This window comes from Corynebacterium sp. J010B-136, assembly GCF_002967075.1.
Taxonomy (GTDB): domain Bacteria; phylum Actinomycetota; class Actinomycetes; order Mycobacteriales; family Mycobacteriaceae; genus Corynebacterium.
In genome coordinates this window covers 400,506-423,597 of sequence record NZ_PUGE01000002.1, presented here as the reverse complement: position 1 = coordinate 423,597, position 23,092 = coordinate 400,506, and the positions used below count along the sequence as shown (strand labels likewise).

Sequence of the window (23,092 nt, the reverse complement as noted above, 5' to 3'; positions counted from 1 at the left end):
GGGTTCATTCCGACCATTCTTCTGCGGCTAGGGGTGCCCCATTGAGTTCGTCTCGCCGCGTAGGCCAGTCCGGGAGGTGTCGATCCATCACCGCCACAAATCTCGAGTTGTGACTCCGCTCTACCAGGTGCGCCAGCTCATGAACCACTAGGTACTCCAGACTCCGAGGGTTCTTTTTCGCCAGCTCCGGGTTGAACCAGATATTCCCACTATCGGGGTTGCATGAACCCCACTTGGTCTTCATCCGCTTGACCGTGATCTGGTTAGCTTCCACTCCCATGGCAGCCTCCCACTTCTCCACCAGAGGCGAAAGTGCGGCCTTAAGCTCCCGTCGGTACCAGCGGTCGAGGATGCCGAATCGATCATCACGAGTCGACCCTTCCGGAGAGTAGAGCCAGAGAGTGTCGCCGGCCAGCACTACCTTGGGGTTTCCGCTGTGCTTCGAGACGTCGAGGCGATAGCGTCTCCCCCAGACATAGTGGCTCTCACCCGAAACCATCTGCCGCTCAGATTGCCGGCTGGCGTTCTGGAGACGATCTCGTTCCCGTCGGATCCACGGCAGGCGTTGTACGACAGCCCGGCGAATAGTGTCCTCATCTAACCGAGCGGGTGCAGCCACCCGAATACGGCCCATTGGCGGGTACACCGACAAGTGCATGTTCTTGATGTCCTTGTAGACCAACTCAACATCAAAACCGGAAACAGTGAGGTAAGAACTAGCGGAATTCATCATGCATCGCCAATAGTTTCAGAAGTTCCTTCATATCAGTTGGCTGTAATACACCAGGGAAGTTGAGTGCAAGAGTACGCATCAGAGACTTTTGCTTGGTCTTATCTCCAGACCAGCCATGTTCTTTATTGCGTTGGATGGTGCTATATACACGTTCCACATCAACCTCAATGCCCTGGGGCCACGCGAAGTCGATCAGAGCCCGGCGAGCTGGCGTCTTGGCCCAGTCAGGGAACTTCCTATCAGATTCGCCCTTAGCGAGACGCTGGGTGAACTCAACCAGCTTAAGCAGATACTCCTCGTAGTCGATCACAGCCTCACGACGCTGCTCAATCAGAGCATCGAGCAGAGTAGACATAGACTCGTAATACTTCGGGTTCATGGCCTGTTCGTCAACGATTGTCTTACGGACGTTATTGACGATGGTTTCAGCCGCAGCCTCCGGGGTCTTTCGGATGTTCTCCGGAAGTTTCTCCAAAGCCCCAACTCCATGTTCGACGATGAGTTGCACGAGCCCCTGGTCAAAGGTCGCGAGGTTTCGGGAAGCGTCTGCCTGGATATAAGTATCCAGCAGGGAACGCATGCCCGCCTCGAATTGCTTGAGATCCATATTCTCACCAGCACCAAGCTTGACTTCGTCACGGACATCGACGAAGTGCTTGACCTGGCGCTTGATGAATTCAGCATCGGTTTCGGAGTAACCGGCATCACTCATACGATTGGCTAAGTTGGCGTAAGCCCTCACTAAGCTCGCCACACCCTTGTACAGATCCACGCGTTTTGGTTCATTGGCTTTGAGTTGCTCAGCGTTACCACTTTCAATCGCACAGAAATAGTGCTGGTACTGGAGCGTGCCCTTAGGTGGGGCAACCGGCTCGCACAAGGCACGAACCATCTCTAGAGCATCATCGAGATCCTGGCGTTCCTGCTCGATACGGTCTTTAAGTAATCCGTCGATATCGTCCTGGTCATAGTCACCGAAAGCTTCTGAGGTGTAGTCAGACACCGCAGTCTCGAGAGATTTGAACAGGTCTCGGTAGTCAACGATGTAACCGTATTCCTTATCGTCACCATCAAGCCGGTTAACACGGCAGATGGCCTGGAACAGACCATGATCCTGCATGTTTTTATCAATGTAGAGATAGGTAGCGCTCGGGGCATCGAAGCCGGTCAGCAGCTTATCGACCACGATGAGAAGACGCATCTGGCCCGGGTGCTTGATGAACGTTTCTTTGACGCTCTTCTCAAACTCCTCGATCCGCTTGGCCGCATCATCGGCGTTGGTCTGGAAGTAGTCAGCCAGCATGCGACGATACGTCTCATACTTCACTATCTCTTCATTCTTGCCGGCCCCAGAATCTTCCTTGGAGATCTGCGACGCATTCGGCTCATAACTGGTGATTATCGCTATCTTGCCGGCAAGCTCGCTACGACTGAAGATCTCGTAGAATTTGCAGGCTTGGTAAACACTCGAGCAGACCAGCATGGCGTTGCCTCGACCATCCATCAAGCGAGGCATGCGTGCCATATCCATCAAGATATCAGCTGCGATCTGCCGGGCTCGAGGCTCTGCCGATTCAACTGCCTTGATCGTCGCCCAGCGCTGCTTGAGCCGGTGTTTACTGAGATCGGTCATGCCCTTAGTGTGGATCTTGAACCACTCATCAACCCGTTCTGGGCTCATAAGTTTTTGCTCGATGTCACGGGCTTCGTAGCGCAGGTCTAGCACCACGCCATCTTCGACGGCCTCATCGAATTTGTAGGTGTGGATGTAGGAGCCGAAGGTCTCAATACTGGAGGCCTTATCCTTCTTGAGAAGAGGTGTGCCAGTAAAGCCGATGAACATCGCATTCGGCAGCAGCTCCTTCATCGCACTATGAAGCTTGCCGCTCTGAGTACGGTGAGCCTCATCGACGAAGACGAAGAGATTGCCCTTAGGGTTGAAACCATCAAGCATAGGCTTCTTGAGCTGACGCACGAAGTCTTCGGTGTCGCCCTGATCCTTTTCGTCATCACCTCGGAACTTGTGAACGAGTGAGCACATTAGCCACGGCTGGTTCCGATTGAGCATGCCGATCATGCCGGCTCCAGACGTCGATCGATCTATGGTCTCGTCAACACCGGCAAAGACCTTCTCGATCTGCTCATCAAGTTCGGTGCGGTCAGTGATCACCAGGACGCGCGCCTCGCGCTGGTTTTCACGGATCCATTTGGCCAGCCACACCATAGTCAGGCTCTTGCCTGACCCTTGGGTATGCCAAATGATCCCGCCTTCCCGGCGAGCGATGCGTTCCTGGGCGGCCTTGATGCCAAAATACTGGTTATGTCGAGCTGTCTTCTTCACGCCAGAGTCGAAGACGATGAAGTCATGGATCAGCTCGAGGAAACGCTGCTTATTCGCCAGCTGAAGTAGGCCACGGTCGAGGGGTTTCTCAACCTCGCTTGGCTCCTTCCACTCCAACCAGTACTTTTCCGGGGTTTCGATCACGCCGTAACGAAGCCCCTCAACATCATTGCCGGCAAAAAGTAACTGGACGGTGGTGAAGAAAGGACGAACGAAGTCCGCCTTCTGGTTGCCCAGATGCTGACGGATACCGTCGCCCACGCTGACCTTAGAGCGCTTGAGCTCAATGCCCCCAAGAGCGATACCGTTGACGTAAAGCACGACATCAGGGCGCTTGGTGTTCTGGCCCTTGATTGAGACCTCTTCGGCCACCACAAAATGGTTAGCCTCCGGGTCCTTCCAGTCGATAAGCCAGATCGTTTCGAAGTTCTCCGAGACGCTGCGCTTGACCTTCACCCCGTAACGGAGCAGGCCATACACTCTGCGGTTGGCATCGTAGAGTGATCCACCTGCCGGCAGAGAAGCGGCGGTGACGAACTGCTGAATAGCGCGACGAACAAGATCCTCGTCGTAGCCACGAGCAAGAAGGTTCTGGCGAAGCAACTCCTCCTCGACGTTGGAATTGGTCCGGCCCTTCCAGTCGCCGGCATACTCATACCCGAGCTGACTCGACAGTATGTTTACGACGCGATCCTGCGTGACCCGCTCACGCTGTCCAACGGCACTCATGATGAGACCTCCTCGACGGGCAGACGGGTTCGACCAGTAAGGAGCTCCTGCATCATGCCCTGCTTGATGTTGCGGGCGGTTTCAAGACGAGCCTCTAGGACTCTGATCTCTGACTCGGCGTCATCGAGCACACTCGAAATTTCGCGCTGCTCAGAGGCATCTTCGGGGAAAGCTAAAGTAAGAGTAATCAAGTCCTTTTGGTAAAGGTGATTAATTGTAGAGCCCGCACTTAGCGATGCAATAAAGTTCTCAAACACTGAAGAGCGTAGTAGCCAGTACAAGAACCTCGATTCGTAGGCTCCTTGGATCGGGCGCACTACGAAAACTCCACTATTTAGTGTGGCCGGGAATGGAAGAGAGTCAACTATAGCCACCTTGCCAATGGTCCCATCTTTGGTTATGAGAACGTCGTTAACCCGAAGCTGAATATTGCGATCTTGATCGAATCGCCACTTACTCACAAATGAAGCTGACTCCCAGTCTATTCGGGCATTCCTGAAATCAGTGCCACCGATTAGCTTATAGCTACCAGACTGAAGATATTCTCCAGTCGTGAGCCCTTGCCAACCAATTCTTGCTTTCAAGTGGGAGTGTCGCGCAATTGATATATTCTTCCACGGTTTCGTAAATCCCGACAAGCGAGTACGGCCCGTCAGCAACTCCTGCATCATGCCCTGTTTGATTGCCTGCTTCTTCGAGATGAGGCGCTTGAGAGTGGCAATCAGCCGATCCACATCTTGAAGCCGTTCCGTGATCGCTTGTTGCTCCGACTTAGAGGGAAGGGTGACAACGAATCCGTTGAGGCTCCCGTTCGTGATCTGATTAATCGTCGCACCTAGATGTTCGTCGATCTGACGCTTAAAGTCATCAGACTGGAAGAAGTACCGCAGGAACGGGTTTAAATCGGAGCGGTATACAGCCATGAAAGCACCGAAGGTCTGTCCGGAGACTCGACGATCGAGTATGGCGCTTTTACCGATCAATCGACGGCTGCCATTACGGACGCAGATGAGAATATCATTCTCACGTGTGCGGATCTTCTCGGGAATCGCGCAATCGACATATACATTGTCATCGAATGCAAGCTCGCCATCCTGAATATTCGATGAACGGAGGACAAGCGTGCCTGAACGCTTGACATTGCCAGGACTATACGTCAACCCGATTAGGCTTTGCCCTATATCGCCGAGCCGAACGTTTCGCCACTGGGGATTAGTCAAGGTGTTCATTGAATCCCCATATCCGCTAGGTGGACCGCTACCTTCTTCTGAAGGTCTTCTAGTTCAGCGTCGAGATCATCAACAGTCTCGTCGTATCGCTTGCCGAGCTCTTGGATACGGCGTGTCAATTGGAAGGTTGCAGTATCGACTTCACTAGCAAACCGACCTGCGACGACAGTCTGCCACTTGTCGCTAGTTACCAGCTCACGGATCTCCTCCTCGGAGAGCTTGGCGTACGTTGCAATCACCTTCGTGTCCAGCTGCAACATCCCATCCTTGACTGACTTCTTTGCTGCCGTCTCTGCCGTAAACAGCTTGATCACCGTGTTCAGCGCGGCAATCTCGTCGGCTTCGGCGTCTTCTAGCTTGGCAGTCTTCAATCGGTCACGGGCATCCTTTACCTTGACGCCACCAGCATCGTTGACGGCCTCCCACAGCAGCCCTTCCTCTACGGCGTGCTCCTCGATATACTCTTGGAGCTCCTGGCTGATGCGTTCTTGCTCCGCAGTGAGGCGATCAAGCTCGGCCTTCTCGTCGGCGAAGTACCGGTCGATGATCAGCGCCGGCGGGATTAGGTCAGTTACCCAGCGCTGTGCCTTGACTCCAGTTCCAAAGACTAGATCGGCACTCTCGTACTTCGGCTTCTTCTTGTTGTCATAACCAGTGATCCGAGCTTCACGCGGTTGAGCAGCATCAACCCAGCCGGACCCGACGATGAGTGTGACGTCATCGTGCATGGTGTCATTCCAGTAGCTCATCAGCTGCTCGTACACGCTGTACTCACTGATCAGCGGGCGACCCCGAAACTTCTCCAACAGATCATTACCGAGATCCTCAATCAATTCCTGCGGTCTGGTCTTTGAATCGATCGCTTCCAACTGAGCTCGGTGGGAGCTCCACCAATCCTCAACAGCCTGCGAAACACTAGAAGTGAAGGCCTTAACATCCCCCGACTCCTCAATCACCTTAGCTACCTGGTCAGGCTCGACGGTGAGCTCTGAATATCCCTCACGGAGAGGGCGGAACAGCTCATTACGCAGGTTCGGGAAAGCATCCCAGTATTCGCCTAATGCATCGAGATCTCGGTTCGGAATACCGCCCTTAAGGTGGGCTTCCAGATCCTGGATATCTTCTGGTTCGGAGGTGTCGATATAGCGCGGAATGTTGAGGTTGTAGTTGTTCTTCGCATCGGAGATCTCCGACAGCGGCACCATCCGGGCGTAGCGCTCAACTTCCTCGCCTGCGAGATAGGTATCGATGATCTTGCGCATATCCCGAGGCCGCAAACGGTTTTTCGGACCGTCTTTTTCAAAACCTTTGGATGCATCAATCATAAAGATGCCAGTCCGGTTCGCTGCGTCCTTCTTGTCAATGACGATGATGCAGGCCGGGATCCCTGTTCCATAGAACAGGTTGGCCGGCAGGCCGATAACCGCCTTGATGAGGCCACGCTTGATTAGTTCTTCGCGCATTTGCGCCTCAGTGTTCCCGCGGAAGAGCACACCGTGCGGCAAAATGACCGCTCCCCGACCGTCAGACTTGAGCGACTTCACCATGTGGAGCAAGAAGGCATAGTCACCGTTCTTCTCCGGCGGCTCAGCGAAACCCTCGAACCGCCCGTACTCCTTGTCGAAACCGTTCTTCCAGGTCTTTACGGAGAACGGTGGGTTGGCCACGAAGTAGTCAAAGGTCTGCAATTGCTCGCCCTTGAGAAACTTCGGATCAGAGAGTGTATCTCCCTGTCGAATGTCGTGCGTCTCGTTGCCGTGCAGGATCATGTTCATTCGAGACAAAGCCCAGGTGGCGTTGTCCTTCTCCTGGCCATAGATCGACAAGCCGTTGGGCGCAGAATCCGCCACCTTGATCAGCAATGAACCAGATCCACAGGTCGGGTCATAAACGGTGGTAGAGCGGGGAGCATCCTTCGGGATTTCCAGTACCTGAGCCATGATCCTGGAAACCTCAGCCGGGGTGTAGAACTGGCCCTTGCTCTTGCCGGACTCGGTTGCGAAGTGTCGCATGAGGTACTCATACGCATCCCCGAGCAGGTCGTCACCCTCAGCACGGGAGCCGGTGAAGTCGATGTCCTGGAAGATGCTGACCAGGTTGGTCAGGCGATCTTGCATTGCCTTGCCCTCGCCGAGCTTGTTGGGGTCGTCGAAGTCAGCGTTGTTGATAACGCCTTGAAGATCATTGGCTTCAGCCAATCGACGGATGGCGATATTCATCTTCTCGCCGATGTCCGTCGCCCCCTTCAGCGCAACCAGGTCATCGAAGGATCCGCCCTCCGGAACCTCGATCAGGCTGTAAGGATCGCTCTTGGCCTTATCTGAGACGTACTTTACGAAGAGCAGCGTTAGGACGTAGTCCTTGTACTGGCTGGCATCCATGCCGCCACGCAGCTCATCGGCGCTCTTCCAAAGAGAGCTATAAAGATCAGACTTTTTGAGAGCCACTACCATGCCACCACCTTCGGCAGCTTGGCCGCTAATTTCTTACCCTGGGCTCTTAAGGTCATATGCTGTTCGTCTCCTCCACAGAACGTGGCTTATCTTCTAGTTGATACCGACATTACTGACCGCGTCAGACTTCAATGCCGAGCAGTACCCGTTAACCATTCCGCCCATGCCTTCCGGCATGGTTCGCGAACACAGGGAGCGGGCAAATGCTAATGGTGCAATTATACCCTGACCAGTAGTTTTATAAAACCTTGCATCACTCCAGCTCATGCTGGCCACCTCATCCGATATTGGCTCAACTGTTCGTATCACCCGTGGCAGCTGCATGGCCTGCCTCCTCCAATGGGCGCAAATTCTGTTCGCCCACATGGGGTCACGGATAAATTCCACTGCATGTACGCAACTAATGACACCTCGGACATGGATAGCTATGTGGACTGGGTTGTTGATGATCTCAAGTGGGGAACACTGGTGGATTATCTTGCCTCGGAAGAAGAGGCTCGCGAGCTCTCATCCCGGGCGGGGGTAAAGCGACTTAATGTGTGTCCGGATCAAGGTTTTTAACCCAGCTGGTCAGTACAAACAGCACATCTGCTGTCTGCCTGTGGCAGCACAAGCCCTTTTAGTCCGGAAATACACGCACTAGACCCAAGTTATGGTAGCTGGTATCCCCGCAGGAAAAATTATGCTGCGTGGTAAATCAACACAACACTTGCCCGCTATGCCACGGGCGAATAAAGAAAAATGGCACAACCTCAGCCGGCACACAACGATGGCGCTGCACCAACCCCACCTGCGGCTACAACTTCACCAACACCAGTGATACCGCGATCCAAGCCAAACGCTTCCGCATCTTCCTACGCTGGATTTTGACATCAACCCCACTACATACCGTGGCAAATGACCATCATCGCAGCCGCCGTCAGCTACAACGCTGGTTCACCACCTTCTGGTACGTCACCGTCCCCACCAACCTCGACCCACACCGTATCTACGAACAGGTCTTTATCGACGGCACCTACTTCGGCAACAACTGCCTACTAATCGCCTCTTCCAAAGACCACGTCCTCACATGGCACTGGTGCAAACATGAAAACACCTACAACTACAACCGGCTCCTCGACAAAATCCCCCACCCGCCACAGGTCGTGACCACCGACGGGCATGCAGGAGCGTTAAAAGCCATCCGTGATACCTGGCCCACAGCCCAGATTCAACGCTGCCTTGTCCACGTCAAACGCAATATTCAACAAGACGTCGGATTAAACCCCACCCTCAATTCCGGCAAAGTACTGCGCTGGCTTTCACTACAACTGCTCAAGGTCGATACCCGCGCTAAAGCTGCTGTATGGACAGCCAAACTCCACGAATTCGAACGCACCTACAGCACCTGGCTCAATGAAAAGACCTACGTCAAAGACATACAACGCACGGATATCCCCACGCAGTTTCGCAGCAACAAGACCTACTTCTATACCCACTACCGCCATAGGCGAGCCTGGAAACTACTGGTCAAACTGCACAAGAAACAACACCTATTTACATTCCTGACCGCAGTTGATGACCACGGCGATACCGATACCGCCAGGCGCAATAATCTCGCCAGCACGACTAACAGTCTTGAAGGCGGGATCAACGCCCAAGTTAAAAACCTGGCCCGCTATCACCGCGGCATGAGCCCAGAACATCAACGCACCGCCATCGACTGGTGGTGCTACCTACACACCCAATTCCCCGACAGCCCCGTTGAGATAGCTCGACAACAGAAGTGGGGACGCAGCGCACTGACCAAAGTAACCGCTGCGTCCACCAACGACACGTCCTTTGACCACGACGGCGCACCAGCACAGTACGACACCGGAATCGAAAGCACGCACACCAACGATATCGGCATACGCAAAGGAACCATGCGCTAACGACTAAACCCCCAGCCCAGGCCCCACGCCACGGCTAGGGGGACACACGAAATGTCACAGCACTCAACACGCCGATAAAGACACGTTTTATGTCGCTTTATCCTCTCCCCAGCTAAGCCACGACCGACAAGACATGAGAAGAGGCAGCCAGTAGAAATACTGACCGCCTCTAATTTGTACCCCGCACGGGATTTGAACCCGTGTTACCGCCGTGAGAGGGCGGCGTCCTAGGCCGCTAGACGAACGGGGCATTAGGACGTGATATCACTAATTTCTTAGCAGTAATCACTGCTGGCCTACCAGGACTCGAACCTAGAACGACGGTACCAGAAACCGCTGTGTTGCCAATTACACCATAGGCCATCATTGCTTTTCAGAACCGGTATTCACCGCTCTGTGCAACGGTTAATAACTATATCCATTATCCGGAACTAAGCCAAATCCCCAGCACAAAGGCAATTTCATGGCTGTAATTAGCTTCGTACCGGGGATGTTTTCTAAGCCTTAAAGTTCGGCTTTGGGCTTTTATTGAGCTGGCTGCTCGACTGCCTGGAATGGTGTGACCGCGCGTGCAGCGTTCAGACGTGCCAGGGTGGATTCCTTGCCCAGAAGATCCATGGACTCAAACAGTGGTGGGGAGATTGCCGCGCCAGAGATAGCAACGCGCAGGGCGCCGTAGGCCTTGCGTGGCTTCAGCTCCAAATCCTCAATAAGAGCCTTAGTAAGAGCCGCCTCGATGTTAGGAGTGTTCCACTCCTTTACTGCCTCTAGAGCGGTAATACCGGCCTCTAGTGGCTCAACTGCGTCTTCTTTCAGGTTCTTCTTCGCGGACTTTTCATCCAGGGTCAGTGCTTCGTCGGAGGTGACGAGGAACTTGAGAAGGTCGTAGGCATCAGAAAGCACCTTGATGCGTGTTTGCACCAAGTCTGCCGCGATCGCGAACTTCTCACCGTCGTAGTCTGCCGGGAAGTCGGTGTACTCGCTCAAGTAGTTGCGCAGACGGAAAGCGAACTCTTCGGGGTCGAGCAAACGAATCTGATCAGCGTTGATAGCTTCGAGCTTCTTCTGGTCAAAACGTGCTGGGTTGCCCAAAACATCCTTGATATCAAAGTTGGCAACCAAGTCATCAATAGAGAAGATATCTTCATCTGCAGATAGCGACCAGCCCAAAAGCGAGAGGTAGTTGAGCATGCCCTCTGGGATGATGCCGTTATCGCGGTGGTTGAACAGGTTCGACTGTGGGTCACGCTTGGACAGCTTCTTATTACCCTCCCCCATCACGAATGGCAGGTGGCCAAACTCTGGGGTGAAGTCGGTGACGCCAATCTGCTTGAGCGCTTCGTACATGGCTAGCTGACGAGGGGTGGATGACAGTAGGTCCTCACCGCGCAGGACGTGGGTAATCTGCATGAGGGCGTCATCGACTGGGTTAACAAGGGTGTACAGCGGTGCGCCGTTGGAACGCGCCACGACATAGTCCGGCTGAGTTTCCGACTTGAATGTCATCTCACCACGTACGAGGTCGTTCCAGGACCAATCCTGTTCTGGCATGCGCAGGCGCCAGACTGGCTGGCGGCCTTCGGCTTCGAAAGCTGCAATCTGCTCATCGGAAAGTTCGCGGTCGTAGTTGTCATAGCCGAGCTTCGGATCGCGGCCAGCTGCCTTGTGGCGCTCTTCTACTTCTTCAGCAGTCGAGTATGCCGGGTAGACCAAGCCTGCCTCTTTGAGCTTTGCCAGAATATCCGCGTAGATATCCATACGCTGTGACTGACGGTACGGCTCATGTGGGCCGCCGACATCAACACCTTCATCCCAGCCCAAGCCGAGCCAGCTCAAAGAATCCAGGATTGCTTGGTAGGACTCCTCCGAGTCACGAGCTGCATCAGTATCTTCGATGCGAAAGACGAGCTTGCCACCAGTGTGGCGGGCATAAGCCCAGTTAAACAAGGCAGTTCGCACCATACCAACGTGCGGAGTACCAGTGGGCGACGGGCAAAAGCGTACGCGTACTTCTTGAGTCATACCGACAATGTTAGACCAACCAGTCCGGACGACTCCACAAAGGCAATGGCTTTGATTGGTGAGTTTGATTCCCGTTAGGGGACGTCAAAGTGGAGATAGCTCCGAGTTAAAGGGACTTAATTTTATTAGTTAATAACCGACGAAGTATTGTGGTTGGTTATGTGTGCCCAACGCCCTTCTACCGCGCCTGATTTCTTGTTGTCTAGAACAACAGGTTCTGTGCGTACCCAGGGCTCGGTGCAAACCTACACTGACGTCGATAAAGCTATCGACGATATTGAGGCACAGCGTGTAGAAATGGTCGTCGGCGCCCTGCCTTTCGACCTGGATAAGCCCTCTGCTTTGACGGTTCCGAAGACTATTGTTCGTGAACCTGCAGCACTCGAACCACCGGCATATTTCCGTCAGCAGAATCTGACCTCAGAAATCACTGGTTTCGATCCAGACATGCATGAGCACCTGCGCCGTGTAGAAGCTGCTGTTGCGACCATTAACGCCTCGCGTTTGGAAAAGGTCGTTTTAGCCCGCGCTGTCGATATTGAGTTCAACGGGCCAGTTGACCCGATGCTCGTGGCCGCACGCCTGATTGATTTATCCAATCACCGCGATGGCTTTGCAGCTGACCTGACCCCTGCTGGCTATGACGGCACCATGTTGGTGGGCGCCTCCCCTGAGGTGCTGGTGAAAAAGCGCGGCAACGTGGTCTCTGCCTATCCCTTAGCTGGCTCTGCTGCACGCAGCGCCAACCCCGAAGAAGACCGTCTCGCCGGTGAGCGCCTTCTGACTTCCGATAAAGACCTGCGCGAGCACGCCTTTGTCGTTGAACACCTCACTGAGATTCTGGCGCCGATGTGCGATACCTTCTACGCACCTAATACCCCGCAGCTGGTCCATACCAATGAGATGTGGCACCTAGGCACGCCAATATCTGGCACCTTGAAAAAGCCCACCACCGCACTAGAGCTTGCCGTGCGCTGCCACCCCACCCCAGCCATTTGCGGCACCCCAACGGCTGCCGCGAAGTCCCTTATCTGCACCGCTGAAACCGACCGCGGTTTCTACTCCGGTGCCGTGGGCTGGTGTGACGCATCCGGCGACGGCGAATACATGGTTGCCATCCGCTGCGCCGAAGTCGCTGGCGATGGCCTCACTGCACGCGCTTGGGCCGGCGGCGGCATTGTCGAAGACTCCGACCCCGAAGCCGAACTTGCTGAGACCACCGCAAAGCTACAGACTATTGTTCGCGCGATGGGCATCCAGAACTTTTAAGTTCGGTTCTCTCGGTGCCTTTATCGAGAATTTTCGAATACTTTGAGTACCTTCGACTCCCCTTTGTTCGTCGCTGCTGATTAAATACAAGAAGTCTTCAAACTAGAGGCTTTGCTCAATGTGTCCAATGTAGCGACTTAGCATGCCTATCTCCCCTAAGAAAGCCTAAAAATGAAAAGCCGTCTTGCCCTATCTCTTGCTGCGCTATCTTTAGCGTTGGTTAGCTGCAGCAACCCAGCAAACTCTGATGCTCCTCAGCCTGCCCTGAGCTCATCGGCAGCTCCGTCCACGACGAGTGCTGTGCCGAAGGAACCTACTAAGGTTGAGCTTGGTGAAACTATCACGCTCACGGATGGCGAAGAAGAGTCACAGGAAGTCACTTTAACAATCGATGACATTGATGTTTCACGCCAGTGCCACAACGGGCAAAGTACATCCAATGATGCACCGAAGGAGGACGGCTACTACATCCAAATGACCGGAGAAGTAGAGGCTAAGAAGCTGCAAGACACCTATAGTTTTTCCTTCGCTGACCTAACTGCAGAAACGTCAGATGGCGGCGAAATCAACATCGAAGCTGCAGATGGGTGCAAAAACGCTCATGAAGACTTAGAAGGGTACCAAGACCTCTCAAACAAAGTCAGCGAGGGTGATGCGGTTCAGGGTGTTCTAGAATTTTGGGTTTCTGATCTTCCTCAGACCCTCACCTACTCTCCTGCCAACGATCTGAATAATTTTGTTTGGAGTGTGCCTGAATTTGTAGAAACTTCCACTGCGCAATCAGCACCTGCTCTAACTCAAGAAGTTGCCCCAGCCGCAGCTGACGAAGAGCCCTATGTCGTGGAATGCATCTTCGGCACTCCAGGTCCTGCGCTGTGGTCTGATGGAACCACCGCTTATAGCGACTACTGTTTTTATGCCAATGGCGGACCAGAATACTTAGAAGCTGAGTCTCGAAGTGGGCTCACGCCATCAAGTGCTTGGGATGGCTTTGATCCCGAACCATACCGGTCGGATGGATGTGTCGGTTCAGCTGCTGTGTGTGGATACTACGATGAAAACGGCGACCCAATCTGGTTCGACAAGACAACTCTAGAATCCTCTCCTCGCTACTACGACGAGTTCGGGAACCCCACGATGGATCCAGAAAAAGGCACCGTACGTACGACCGAATAAGCAAAGCTCCCTAGGAAAGGATTACTCGTAAGTAATCTATTTCTAGGGAGCTGTTTGTATTAAAGGTGGAAGTTATGCATTCTCGATTGGGTTGGCAAGGATGCCGACCTTCGGGATTTCCACCTCGATGCGGTCACCGTCATACATTGGTGCGGTGCCTGCTGGGGAGCCGGTGGTAATGACATCGCCTGGCAGCAGGGTCATCGACTGGGAGATCTCTGCGAGGATGCCGCCCATCTTCACAATCATCTGATTGGTGTTGGAGTCCTGCTTCTGCTCACGCTTGCCCTCGTGGGTCAGGTAAGCATTGATCTTGTGGTCATCCAAGTCCAAGGCATTCAAGTCAGTCTGGATCCATGGGCCGATTGGGCAGAAGGTATCAATACCCTTCGCGCGTGCCCACTGGCCGTCCTGGAACTGCAGGTCACGGGAGGAGACATCGTTGCAGATGGTGAACCCTAAAACGTGGTCTTGCCAGTTCTCAGGGTCGATGTTCTTGGAGACCTTGGAGATAACTACAGCCAGCTCGCCCTCGAATTCAACCTTGGTGGCAAAATCCGGGATCTTGATGGGAGCCTCAGGGCCGATAACGGCCGTGGATGGCTTGATAAAGATGGTTGGTGGCAAAGACTCTGCTGATTCTTTAAAGACCTCAGCAACGTGGTCAGCATAGTTACGGCCCAGAGCCACAACCTTGGTTGGCAGGGTTGGGGCAAGCAGGCGAACCTCGTTGAGCTTCCACTCACGGCCGGTTGGCTCTGGAGTGGTATACGGGGTGCCAGCGATTTCTTTCGCTACAAGCTTGTCGCTTTGTGGGTCGTCGCTATCGCCTTCAATGATGGCAAAGCAAATTCCGTCGGGGTGTGCAATTCGTCCTAAACGCATATAGTCAATGCTACTAAACAGTATCTTTGCACACTTGCAAAGGATAAGGCTAACAAGTTTACAGGCCGGTTAAGGGTGTAAAGCAGACAGCCTTGTTAAGTTTTCACACTTTTAGATTTGCAGATTTTTCTGCATATCTTTCAGCTTCTGCGGCGGACGGTGCGCAGCCATGGCGAGGTAGAGTTCGGCGCACGCGATGGCATCGGTAAGTGCATTATGATTGCGATAATTCGGCAGCCCGTAACGTGAGCGCACACGAGATAGGCGAAGGTCTTCCCCTCGCGGGAAGGTACTCATGCGTTCCATGTGGCGGCGCTCAAGCGCGAAGGTGTCTACTACTTGCAGTTGTGGTTCTTTGCCCCAGAGCTTTTTACACGCATGTGAATAAAAAGCGGTTTCAATCGGAGCGAAGTGTGCGAGCAGCGCCTTGCCGCGTAATGCCTTCGTGAGCATTTCTATTGCTTCTTCAAGCTCACAGCCTTGTTCCAAATCGCTATCGCGTAAGTGGTGAATGATAGCGGAGTCACCAACATCCACGCCTTTAATCAGCACGTAGTGCGCATCCTTTAGCTGCACGCGGTTATTGATTATCGGAACCCAGCCAATAGAAACAATCTCATGCTGCTTGGGCTTAAGTCCCGTGGTTTCCATATCGACGGCGAGAAACTCCACCTCGTCGATAGGCGTATTCGGATCTGGCGCTTCAATCTCGAGCACGCGCCGCGGAGAGAGAAAATCAAATAAGGCCATGGTGTCATCTCTCCCCTACTAAATATTGCGGACCGGATACTTGGTGGCCAAAGCATTTTGCATGCTCTTAATAATGGAGAAAGCATCACGAAGGTTCTCGCGCTCCATGCCGGAGAGCTGTTTGGGGTCGATGTGATAATTCGGTTGCTGGCCAGAGCGAATCTGCGAGGCTTGATACTTCAAAGTGATAGAACGTAAGTAGTCGAAAGCATCGAGGAGGTCTTCGCTGCCGGCGCGGCTAACAGTCTTGCCCGCAGATTGGCGCAGGCGCTCGCGGGTTTCTACGATGCTGTGTCCTGCAGAGAGCGAATACAGCCGCGCCATCTGCACGATAGCCGCCGTGCCGCCTTTCTTAATGTTTAAGGTATTGGCATATTGCCCGCTGCGCTCGACCACCAGGCCCTTAAAGAAGGTCAATGGTGGTTCCCGGCGCGCGGCAAGGGATGCCAGGTGCGCGTGCATCCGCAGGGCGTTTTTGCCGTGTGCGACGGCGGATTGATGGACTTCGTTGCCTAGTTCTTGACTGCCGGCGATAACGCGGAAGTCAAAGAATATCTGCGCGTTGAGCAAGGCATCCGGTTCTGGTGCCCCGGTCCAATTGGCAAAGGTGCGTTCCCACTCGGTCACGGTCATGCGCCACTGCGGGTTCATGGCCATCATGTCACCAGGACACAGTACCTGCCCGGCACGGTCGAGGCCCAGGCATACAAACTCAGTGAGTTTTTGGAAGTAGTCGTTGTGGAGGGCGTGGTCGAAATCATCGCTAAGCACTAGCGCATTGTCCTGGTCTGAAGCTAAGACCATCTCCCTGCGGCCTTGGGAGCCCACGGCAACAAAAGCGAAGTCCACCGGCGGCTTGCCGTATTTTTCAATGCCTAAGGTAAAGAGCCTGCGGGCCACGCCATCGGCAGCAATGGTGATCATGCCGGCAGTTTCTTCCGGTGCTGCCCCACTTTCAATAAGTTGGGCAACGACCTTGGTGGTGCGCGTAAAGGCATCGGCGAGTTCATCGATGGAGTTCTTTCGAGAGATATCCGCCGCGAGGAAGACCGGGTCATTATGCAACAGGCGCGCGATATCGTTCTGCGTGACAATGCCGGTCACCCGGCCATCATCCACCACCGGCAAGTGGTGAATCTTGCGCTCGGACATGAGCATGAGCGCTTCCATGGCGAGTGCTTCAGAGCCCAGCGTTAACAGGTTGGTGGTCATCACTTCCGTGACTGGGCGGGAGGTATCTACTCCTTCGGCAACGACGCGCCCGCGCATATCGCGGTCGGTGATAATGCCAAGCAGTGCTTCATTTTCAATGACCAGCAATGAAGACACACTGTGCTCATCCATGCGCTGGGCGGCTTCACGGATGCTGAGGTCCGGCGAGCACGAGAGCGCCTTAGAAATCTTGACGTCATAGATATGCGTGCGCAACACATTGGTGTTGGCACCTGCATTGGCGATTTCCTCTGCCGCGGCACGGATACGGCGCGATTGGGAGGAGTAAAAGCGCGCGATATCGGGGTTGCGCTTGGATAGCTGAATGAATACCTCGCGCGGCATTTCATAGACCAGGCTATCTTCGACCGCCTCCATGCGATAACGCGAGGAATTCGTGCCCACCAAGGTGGAATAGCCAAACGTTAATCCCGGGTCGCGGCGGTCCAGCAGCACATTATCGGGGCCCAAGATATCTATCGCGCCGGAACGGATGATGCGCAAGAAATTATTGGACTCTTCAAAGTCCAAAACGATTTCCCCGCGTCGGACGTAGCGCACCGTCAAGGTGGGCGCTAGTGCCTCGAGCTCAGCTTCCGGAAGGTGCCGGAAGGGCTCGATGGACGCGAGGAAACCTGTAACCTCTTCTAATTCGACGCTCATGCGCCTTAGGTTACTGATAAGAAACGAACCATGGGCGTGGATCGACATCATAAGTTTGCGCGGGGTCAAACATTGGGGTGTCCTCGTCGATGAAATTCTTCCACGCCATGAAGTAATCAGAGCTTAAGCCCTGACGCATGGCATTCCAGGTATCGAACTTCTGCCCGGCATCGCCATGTCCATCCGCGTGCAGGATAAACGACAGCTCTGGGTAGTCAGTGCGAATCTGATCCCTATCGCGCAGCATCTGCAGCTGGAACTGGTGCAGAATGAGTCCCTTTTGCGGCAGGTCATTATCTTGCACGAGCTGAGCAAGCCACTCGGAGACTTCATTGACCTCTTCGGCTTCTACGTGGCCCACGTTGGTCATTGGCACTTCATCTGGGCCAATCTTCCACTCTGGATCCAGTGCTAGACCGACGTTGGGTTGCTTAAGCAGGTCCTCGTACATCTTGGCCTGATCAATCAGGCGTGCACGGCCTGGCTGAAGGTCCAAGAAGGCATAGCCGCCGGCCTCGGTAATCGCATCAACATAAGGGCGCAACTCATCCGGTTGGGATTCATTGCTGTAGTCACCGTCATCGCCAGGCGAATCCGATGCTACCGTCGCGATGATTTCAAAAGCCGGGATAACAGGCCACTGGGTTAGGTCCTTGTACCTATCGGCGTATTCCTGCGCGAGTGCGGCAGCTTCTGCTGGCGGCTGCTCGCCCATGACGCCTAAAGCAGGACCGGAAGGATGACCGTAGAGTGCCACCATGCGTCGGCCTGGGAATACGAGCCCGCCGCCACCAGGCAGCTCACCATTGGCAGCGAGTTTTACCTGGGCGTCGAATTCTTCCTGGTTGCCAAAGCCCTCGCCTAAAGCCACAGCGTTACCTGCAGCGACAGCAGCCATGGAATCAGAGGTCGCACGTGGGTCAGCAGCGGCTAGAACCTGCACTGGCGCGCCTGCCGCGCGGGCTGATGCTACCTGCGCGACATTCGTGCCTGATGCTACGAGCACCTGCGGTGCAGCGTCATTGCCATCATTAGGGCTTTCCTGCGCAGCTAAATCTGCCAGGGAGCTAGGCGCTGCACTGGAGTCCTCACTCTCCTCGGGCTCGCTAATCTTTGCATCAGATTCGGTCAGTGCTGGGTCATCGTTTAAGTCGATGCCGTATTGCACGATCTCTTCGGGCGCTAACTCAAGGATTTGTGTCTTCGCCTTCTCGCCAGTTTCGCCCTCGCCGATAATGAGCATCGGCGCACCGGACTCAACTGCGGCTTGTGCTGCGGCGTATTGGTCTGCTTCCTCAGCACCGGCTACCACTAGCTGCTTGCTAGTCGGGTCATTATCGCCAGCCTCGGCTGGGAAGAAATACTGCGCGGCATTAAACCCAGACGGGTCCGCATCCGATAAGGAAGTCGGTGCATCTACAGCGAAGCTAGGGGCCTTAGAGCTATCTTCCGAGGACGCGCTATTGCTCGTGCCATCGTTGTTCTCGCCGGAGGTAAAGACGCTACAAGACGCCACCATCAAGGCAGCAGACACGGTAGCCACTGTCATGCGGCCATAGCGGCGCAGTTTGCGGCCACGTGGCTGCTCGGTGTCGTTAAGGGATTGGGAAGCTAAATTAGTGTTCATCAGTTGCCAATGTTAGCCGCGTGGGCGACGAACATGGGCAGTACGACATAGCTAGGGGTAAGGATTAACCGCGCTGTACCCCCCTGTGACACCTTGCTGCCCACCTAGAGTTTCAACCGAAACTATTGGCCTGGGTCTTTGAGCAAACGAGCTTTTTCTTCATCGGAGATATGCCGTGATTGCCTATCGATTAAATAGCGGCGCGTAAAAATCCACGCGGCTGGCACGCCAACCAGTGCAAAAAGGGCAAGTGCGTACCAGAGAACTTCGGCAACACCGGTTTCCATGGTCACCGACAAGGTATAAATCCCCAGCGCCAAAAGAAAGCTGATCAGTGCCATCAGCGACAATTCACCAACGCCAACCGTGGTGTGAAAGTGCAAAGTGCGCAGGCTCTTCTTATAACCGACTAAAGCATCAGTGCTGTAGACCACGCCTTTATCGTCGTGAAAGTCGTGCTCGGCGCGCTCGAGTTCATCGAAAAGCTGTGCCGCCTCACGCAATGCTTTAGCGCGTTCTAGTTCTTCTGCCACCGAAAAGCGCGACAACAACGTGTACAACATCGCAATCGCTGAAACCACCAGCCCTAAAAGTTCAATGACATCAAGTGACATTTTTATACCTCCTACATGCAAAAATTCCCCGCGTGAGCATCACCTTAGACGCTCTCACGGGGAATCGTGCGGGCTTACAGTCCTCCGATTCGAACTAAATCAAGATTAGGAGGAATTAGTGGAGATTAGGACAAAGCCTGTGCGATGCGGTCGCCGACCTCAACGGTCTTGACCTGCTCCTCACCGCGGGAGGAAACATCATCAGCAACAGCCTTTTCAATGCGCTGGGCATTGTCTTCATCACCTAAGTGGCGCAGCAACATCGCAGCGGACAAGATAGCTGCGGTTGGATCCGCAATACCCTGGCCAGCGATATCTGGTGCAGAGCCGTGTACTGGCTCAAACATCGAAGGGTTGGTTCCGGAGGAGTCGATATTGCCGGAAGATGCCAACCCGATGCCGCCTGCGACTGCACCCGCCAGGTCAGTCAGGATGTCGCCGAAGAGGTTATCGGTGACAATGACGTCATAACGTGAAGGATCGGTAACCATGTAAATGGTTGCCGCGTCGATGTGGTTGTAATCGACTTCAACCTCTGGGAATTCCGGCGCAACCTCATCAACGGTGCGCTGCCACAAGTCACCAGCGTTGACCAACACGTTGGTCTTGTGCACCAAGGTCAGCTTCTTACGGCGGTTCTGCGCGCGGTTGAAAGCATCACGCACAACGCGCTCAACACCGTAGCGGGTGTTTTGCGAAACTTCAGAGGCCACCTCGTGCTCGGTGCCCTGGCGCAGGGTGCCGCCGTTGCCGGCGTACAGACCCTCAGTGCCTTCGCGGACCACGACGAAATCAATCTCACCTGGATTAGCCAAAGGCGATACCGCGGTTGGGTACAGCTTCGACGGACGCAAGTTAACGTGGTGGTCGAGAGCAAAGCGCAGCTTCAGCAACAGGCCACGCTCCAAGATTCCTGGAGGCACCTGCCCTGGCGCACCAACAGCACCCAACAAAATAGCGTCATGTTCACGCAAAGACTTCAGGTCTTCGTCGGTTAGCAGCTCACCGTTGTTGAGGTAGCGCGTTGCGCCCAGATCGAAATCAGTAGTCTCAATATCATCACGCACAGCGCGCAGAACCTTGACTGCTTCTGCTGTGACCTCTGGGCCGATGCCGTCTCCGCCAATAACCGCGAGTTTCATTGTGTGGTACGCCTTTCTCATAGGGTGGATATTTCTACCTTAGTTCAAGAACGCGATTGTTGCTAGCACTACCCCGCCCTAAATCTTTCAACGCGCGTACAGTCGTTGTTGCTCCGCGCCTCCGGCGCTATGCAACACCGACCACCACGATGGGACGAAGCATGGACATGGAATTTCACACGGGGCAGTTTTTATGGGGCGCGTTCATCTTCGCGATTGTGCCCAGCGTCATTATTTTGATTCCGCTGATGATTGGCGCGTGGAATATTAAAAGTCAGCGGGCAAAGAAACCCTTCCCGCTTATCGGCATGGCCCTGGCTTTTCTCAGCGGTATCCTATCGGCCGGGTTGTGGCTGTCGTGGAATAGCGACTCGCCCATCACCGACTACTTTCAGCGCGGTGCGCCGACGCAATTTCCAGCGTGGCAAATTATCGGCTGTGGCGCGACGGTGGTTATTCTCAGCGCCCTAATTCTTTTTAAGTACTCGCGGCACCGCAATGTCTTAAGCTGCGCCACGGTAATAACCACCGCAGGGTTTACTACCGCCTATGCGCACGCGGGAAATTGCGTTGGCGCGAGCGCAGAAAATCGAACCAAGGTTAAGCCCAGTTAGGGCAACGGTACAAAGGAAAAGACGCCATGCATCGACAAGCGATGATGGCGTCTTTTTATGCACTATTTAAGCGTCGAAGTTGACCTGCAAGGACTGAGCCTCCAGCTGGTCCTGAATCTCAGAGATGAGCTCTTCTGGGACCTCGCGCTCAACGCGCAGGATAAGCACGGCGGCATCGTCCTGCTTGCCCTGGGTCAAAGCTGCTGCCTGGATGTTGATGCCAGCGTTGCCCAACACGGAGCCAACGACACCCAGTGCGCCTGGGCGGTCGCTGTAGGAGAAGAAGATGTTGCGGCCGGTCGCGCGCATATCCACGCCGCGGCCATCGATGCGCACAATCTTTTCCACACCATCGATGCCGGTAAGTGCACCTTCCAGAACAGAGGTGTTGCCCTCTGCGGAAATGACCTTCACGCGCACCGTGGAGTTGTGGCCCTTTGCCTCATCCTTGGTGGAGACCTTGACTGTCACGCCGCGGGATTCAGCAATGGACATGGCGTTCACGAAGGTAACAACCTCGCTGGTGACACCGGAGAACAAACCGCGCACTGCAGACAGGCCAAGAACCTCAACGTCCTCGGTAGACAACTGGCCACACGCGGTGACCTCGATGGCCACTGGTGCAGAGCGCAGCAGCTTGCCGGATGCCAGACCCAGCTTGCGTGCCAGGTCGAGCCAACCTGCCACTTCTTCGCCCACGCGTCCACCGGAGACGTTGACTGCGTCTGGAACGAACTCGCCAGCCAGTGCCTTAAGCACGGACTCAGCCACGTCGGTACCAGCGCGGTCTTGCGCCTCAACAGTCGATGCACCCAGGTGTGGGGTCACAACAACCTGTGGCAGGCCAAATAGCGGCGAATCGGTGCAAGGCTCGGTGGCATAGACGTCAAAGCCTGCGCCCCAGTGGTGGCCGGCCTTAATCGAATCGGCCAACGCTTGTTCATCGACAAGCCCGCCGCGAGCCGCGTTGATGATGATCTGGCCCTTCTTAGCCTTGCCCAAAAGCTCAGAGGAGAACATGCCAGCGGTCTCTGGGGTCTTTGGCAAGTGAATGGTGACAAAGTCCGAGCGGCTCATCAGCTCTTCGAGCTCCACCAGCTCCACGCCCAAGGATGCCGCACGCGCTGGGTTAGCGTATGGGTCATAAGCGATGATTTCAGTTTCAAACGCTGCCAAGCGCTGTGCGAACAGCTGACCGATGTGGCCAAAGCCGACAATGCCGACGGTCTTGCCGAAGATTTCCACGCCCTTGAAAGAAGAACGCTTCCACTCTGCATCACGCAAGGTCGCATCTGCCTGTGGAATCTGACGTGCCGTAGAGAGCAGCAAGGAAATAGCGTGCTCACACGCGGAGTGAATATTGGAGGTTGGTGCGTTGACAACCATGACGCCGCGAGCAGTAGCTGCGGGAACGTCAACGTTATCGAGGCCAACGCCCGCGCGGCCTACAATCTTGAGGTTGTTAGCAGCTTCGAGGACTTCCTCATCAACGGTGGTTGCAGAACGAACCAGGAGAGCATCAGCCTCTCCTACTGCCCCAAGCAGTTCATCGCGGTTTGGTCCATCAACCCAGCGGACCTCAACTCCATCCCCCAGAGCTTCAACGGTGGATGGGGCAAGTTTGTCGGCAATTAAAACGACCGGCTTCGACATGTTCTTCGATCCTTATGGAAATTGGAGTGATCAGTGGCTCGTGATCAGTGGCGGTTCATCAAGTCAA

Annotated in this window: 17 protein-coding genes and 2 tRNA genes; 5 read left to right on the top strand and 14 right to left on the bottom strand. The window is 54.5% G+C overall.

Going from position 1 to position 23,092, the window contains the following annotated elements; genetic code table 11:
• Positions 1 to 4: 4 nt before the first annotated feature.
• The 4 genes from C5Y44_RS05265 to C5Y44_RS05250 are packed head-to-tail and all read right to left on the bottom strand — an operon-like array spanning position 5 to position 7,485.
• Positions 5 to 733, bottom strand: coding sequence for a M48 family metallopeptidase (locus tag C5Y44_RS05265; protein ID WP_105323971.1), 729 nt, complete (start codon positions 731 to 733; stop codon positions 5 to 7).
• A complete protein-coding gene (locus tag C5Y44_RS05260; RefSeq protein ID WP_105323970.1) occupies positions 717 to 3,803 on the bottom strand; it encodes a type I restriction endonuclease subunit R in 3,087 nt (1,028 codons plus the stop codon). The genes C5Y44_RS05265 and C5Y44_RS05260 overlap by 17 nt, the downstream gene beginning before the upstream one ends.
• Positions 3,800 to 5,032, bottom strand: a complete 1,233-nt coding sequence (locus C5Y44_RS05255) for a restriction endonuclease subunit S (protein ID WP_105323969.1) — start codon at positions 5,030 to 5,032, stop codon at positions 3,800 to 3,802. Before C5Y44_RS05255 ends, C5Y44_RS05260 begins: the two co-directional genes overlap by 4 nt.
• A complete protein-coding gene (locus tag C5Y44_RS05250) occupies positions 5,029 to 7,485 on the bottom strand; it encodes an N-6 DNA methylase (RefSeq protein ID WP_105323968.1) in 2,457 nt (818 codons plus the stop codon). The genes C5Y44_RS05255 and C5Y44_RS05250 overlap by 4 nt, the downstream gene beginning before the upstream one ends.
• A 390-nt stretch (positions 7,486 to 7,875) precedes the next feature.
• Between C5Y44_RS05250 and C5Y44_RS13305 the strand changes: the two genes are divergently transcribed.
• Together C5Y44_RS13305 and C5Y44_RS05245 are read left to right on the top strand one after the other, a co-directional pair.
• On the top strand, positions 7,876 to 8,046 hold the full coding sequence (locus tag C5Y44_RS13305) for a hypothetical protein (RefSeq protein WP_158255471.1): 171 nt from the start codon (positions 7,876 to 7,878) through the stop codon (positions 8,044 to 8,046).
• Positions 8,047 to 8,174: 128 nt separating this feature from the next.
• A complete protein-coding gene (locus tag C5Y44_RS05245; RefSeq protein WP_105323967.1) occupies positions 8,175 to 9,398 on the top strand; it encodes an IS1249 family transposase in 1,224 nt (407 codons plus the stop codon).
• Between the two features lie 177 nt (positions 9,399 to 9,575).
• Here the strand turns inward: C5Y44_RS05245 and C5Y44_RS05240 are convergent.
• From C5Y44_RS05240 to gltX, 3 genes are all read right to left on the bottom strand, one after another.
• A tRNA-Glu gene (locus C5Y44_RS05240) sits at positions 9,576 to 9,648 on the bottom strand.
• 41 nt (positions 9,649 to 9,689) lie between these two features.
• A tRNA-Gln gene (locus tag C5Y44_RS05235) sits at positions 9,690 to 9,761 on the bottom strand.
• A gap of 162 nt (positions 9,762 to 9,923) precedes the next feature.
• Complete coding sequence (gene gltX, locus C5Y44_RS05230) at positions 9,924 to 11,420, bottom strand: glutamate--tRNA ligase (RefSeq protein ID WP_105323966.1); 1,497 nt, start codon at positions 11,418 to 11,420, stop codon at positions 9,924 to 9,926.
• A gap of 159 nt (positions 11,421 to 11,579) precedes the next feature.
• Between gltX and C5Y44_RS05225 the strand changes: the two genes are divergently transcribed.
• On the top strand, positions 11,580 to 12,689 hold the full coding sequence (locus C5Y44_RS05225; protein WP_105323965.1) for an isochorismate synthase MenF: 1,110 nt from the start codon (positions 11,580 to 11,582) through the stop codon (positions 12,687 to 12,689).
• A gap of 171 nt (positions 12,690 to 12,860) precedes the next feature.
• Complete coding sequence (locus C5Y44_RS05220; RefSeq protein WP_105323964.1) at positions 12,861 to 13,865, top strand: hypothetical protein; 1,005 nt, start codon at positions 12,861 to 12,863, stop codon at positions 13,863 to 13,865.
• Between the two features lie 72 nt (positions 13,866 to 13,937).
• Here the strand turns inward: C5Y44_RS05220 and C5Y44_RS05215 are convergent, their stop codons facing one another.
• From C5Y44_RS05215 to C5Y44_RS05190, 6 genes are all read right to left on the bottom strand, one after another.
• A complete protein-coding gene (locus tag C5Y44_RS05215; RefSeq protein ID WP_066838171.1) occupies positions 13,938 to 14,750 on the bottom strand; it encodes a fumarylacetoacetate hydrolase family protein in 813 nt (270 codons plus the stop codon).
• A 111-nt stretch (positions 14,751 to 14,861) separates the two neighbouring features.
• On the bottom strand, positions 14,862 to 15,500 hold the full coding sequence (locus C5Y44_RS05210) for an exonuclease domain-containing protein (RefSeq protein WP_105323962.1): 639 nt from the start codon (positions 15,498 to 15,500) through the stop codon (positions 14,862 to 14,864).
• 18 nt (positions 15,501 to 15,518) lie between these two features.
• Positions 15,519 to 17,375 (bottom strand): DUF294 nucleotidyltransferase-like domain-containing protein, encoded by a 1,857-nt coding sequence (locus C5Y44_RS05205; protein ID WP_105323961.1) that lies wholly within the window; start codon positions 17,373 to 17,375, stop codon positions 15,519 to 15,521.
• A gap of 10 nt (positions 17,376 to 17,385) precedes the next feature.
• Positions 17,386 to 19,002 carry a cell wall-binding repeat-containing protein gene (locus C5Y44_RS05200; RefSeq protein ID WP_233189838.1) on the bottom strand — a complete coding sequence of 539 codons (1,617 nt, stop codon included), beginning with the start codon at positions 19,000 to 19,002 and terminating at the stop codon, positions 17,386 to 17,388.
• A 122-nt stretch (positions 19,003 to 19,124) separates the two neighbouring features.
• Positions 19,125 to 19,616: a hypothetical protein gene (locus C5Y44_RS05195; protein ID WP_105323960.1), complete on the bottom strand. Its 492-nt coding sequence runs from the start codon at positions 19,614 to 19,616 to the stop codon at positions 19,125 to 19,127.
• Positions 19,617 to 19,741: 125 nt separating this feature from the next.
• Entirely contained in the window at positions 19,742 to 20,758 is a 1,017-nt protein-coding gene (locus C5Y44_RS05190; RefSeq protein ID WP_105323959.1) for a 3-isopropylmalate dehydrogenase, read from the bottom strand.
• A gap of 161 nt (positions 20,759 to 20,919) precedes the next feature.
• Between C5Y44_RS05190 and C5Y44_RS05185 the strand changes: the two genes are divergently transcribed.
• A complete protein-coding gene (locus C5Y44_RS05185; protein WP_105323958.1) occupies positions 20,920 to 21,372 on the top strand; it encodes a hypothetical protein in 453 nt (150 codons plus the stop codon).
• A 66-nt stretch (positions 21,373 to 21,438) separates the two neighbouring features.
• Here the strand turns inward: C5Y44_RS05185 and serA are convergent, their stop codons facing one another.
• Complete coding sequence (gene serA, locus C5Y44_RS05180) at positions 21,439 to 23,025, bottom strand: phosphoglycerate dehydrogenase (protein ID WP_105323957.1); 1,587 nt, start codon at positions 23,023 to 23,025, stop codon at positions 21,439 to 21,441.
• Between the last annotated feature and the right edge of the window lie 67 nt (positions 23,026 to 23,092).

Coding starts and splice junctions, on each gene's coding strand:
- C5Y44_RS05185 (WP_105323958.1), top strand. CDS start 20,920: ATGGACATGGAATTTCACACGGGGCAGTTTTTATGGGGCGCGTTCATC.
- C5Y44_RS05200 (WP_233189838.1), bottom strand. CDS start 19,002: ATGAACACTAATTTAGCTTCCCAATCCCTTAACGACACCGAGCAGCCA.
- C5Y44_RS05190 (WP_105323959.1), bottom strand. CDS start 20,758: ATGAAACTCGCGGTTATTGGCGGAGACGGCATCGGCCCAGAGGTCACA.
- C5Y44_RS05210 (WP_105323962.1), bottom strand. CDS start 15,500: ATGGCCTTATTTGATTTTCTCTCTCCGCGGCGCGTGCTCGAGATTGAA.
- C5Y44_RS05260 (WP_105323970.1), bottom strand. CDS start 3,803: ATGAGTGCCGTTGGACAGCGTGAGCGGGTCACGCAGGATCGCGTCGTA.
- C5Y44_RS13305 (WP_158255471.1), top strand. CDS start 7,876: ATGTACGCAACTAATGACACCTCGGACATGGATAGCTATGTGGACTGG.
- C5Y44_RS05220 (WP_105323964.1), top strand. CDS start 12,861: ATGAAAAGCCGTCTTGCCCTATCTCTTGCTGCGCTATCTTTAGCGTTG.
- C5Y44_RS05265 (WP_105323971.1), bottom strand. CDS start 733: ATGATGAATTCCGCTAGTTCTTACCTCACTGTTTCCGGTTTTGATGTT.
- C5Y44_RS05205 (WP_105323961.1), bottom strand. CDS start 17,375: ATGAGCGTCGAATTAGAAGAGGTTACAGGTTTCCTCGCGTCCATCGAG.
- C5Y44_RS05250 (WP_105323968.1), bottom strand. CDS start 7,485: ATGGTAGTGGCTCTCAAAAAGTCTGATCTTTATAGCTCTCTTTGGAAG.
- C5Y44_RS05195 (WP_105323960.1), bottom strand. CDS start 19,616: ATGTCACTTGATGTCATTGAACTTTTAGGGCTGGTGGTTTCAGCGATT.
- gltX (WP_105323966.1), bottom strand. CDS start 11,420: ATGACTCAAGAAGTACGCGTACGCTTTTGCCCGTCGCCCACTGGTACT.
- serA (WP_105323957.1), bottom strand. CDS start 23,025: ATGTCGAAGCCGGTCGTTTTAATTGCCGACAAACTTGCCCCATCCACC.
- C5Y44_RS05215 (WP_066838171.1), bottom strand. CDS start 14,750: ATGCGTTTAGGACGAATTGCACACCCCGACGGAATTTGCTTTGCCATC.
- C5Y44_RS05225 (WP_105323965.1), top strand. CDS start 11,580: ATGTGTGCCCAACGCCCTTCTACCGCGCCTGATTTCTTGTTGTCTAGA.
- C5Y44_RS05255 (WP_105323969.1), bottom strand. CDS start 5,032: ATGAACACCTTGACTAATCCCCAGTGGCGAAACGTTCGGCTCGGCGAT.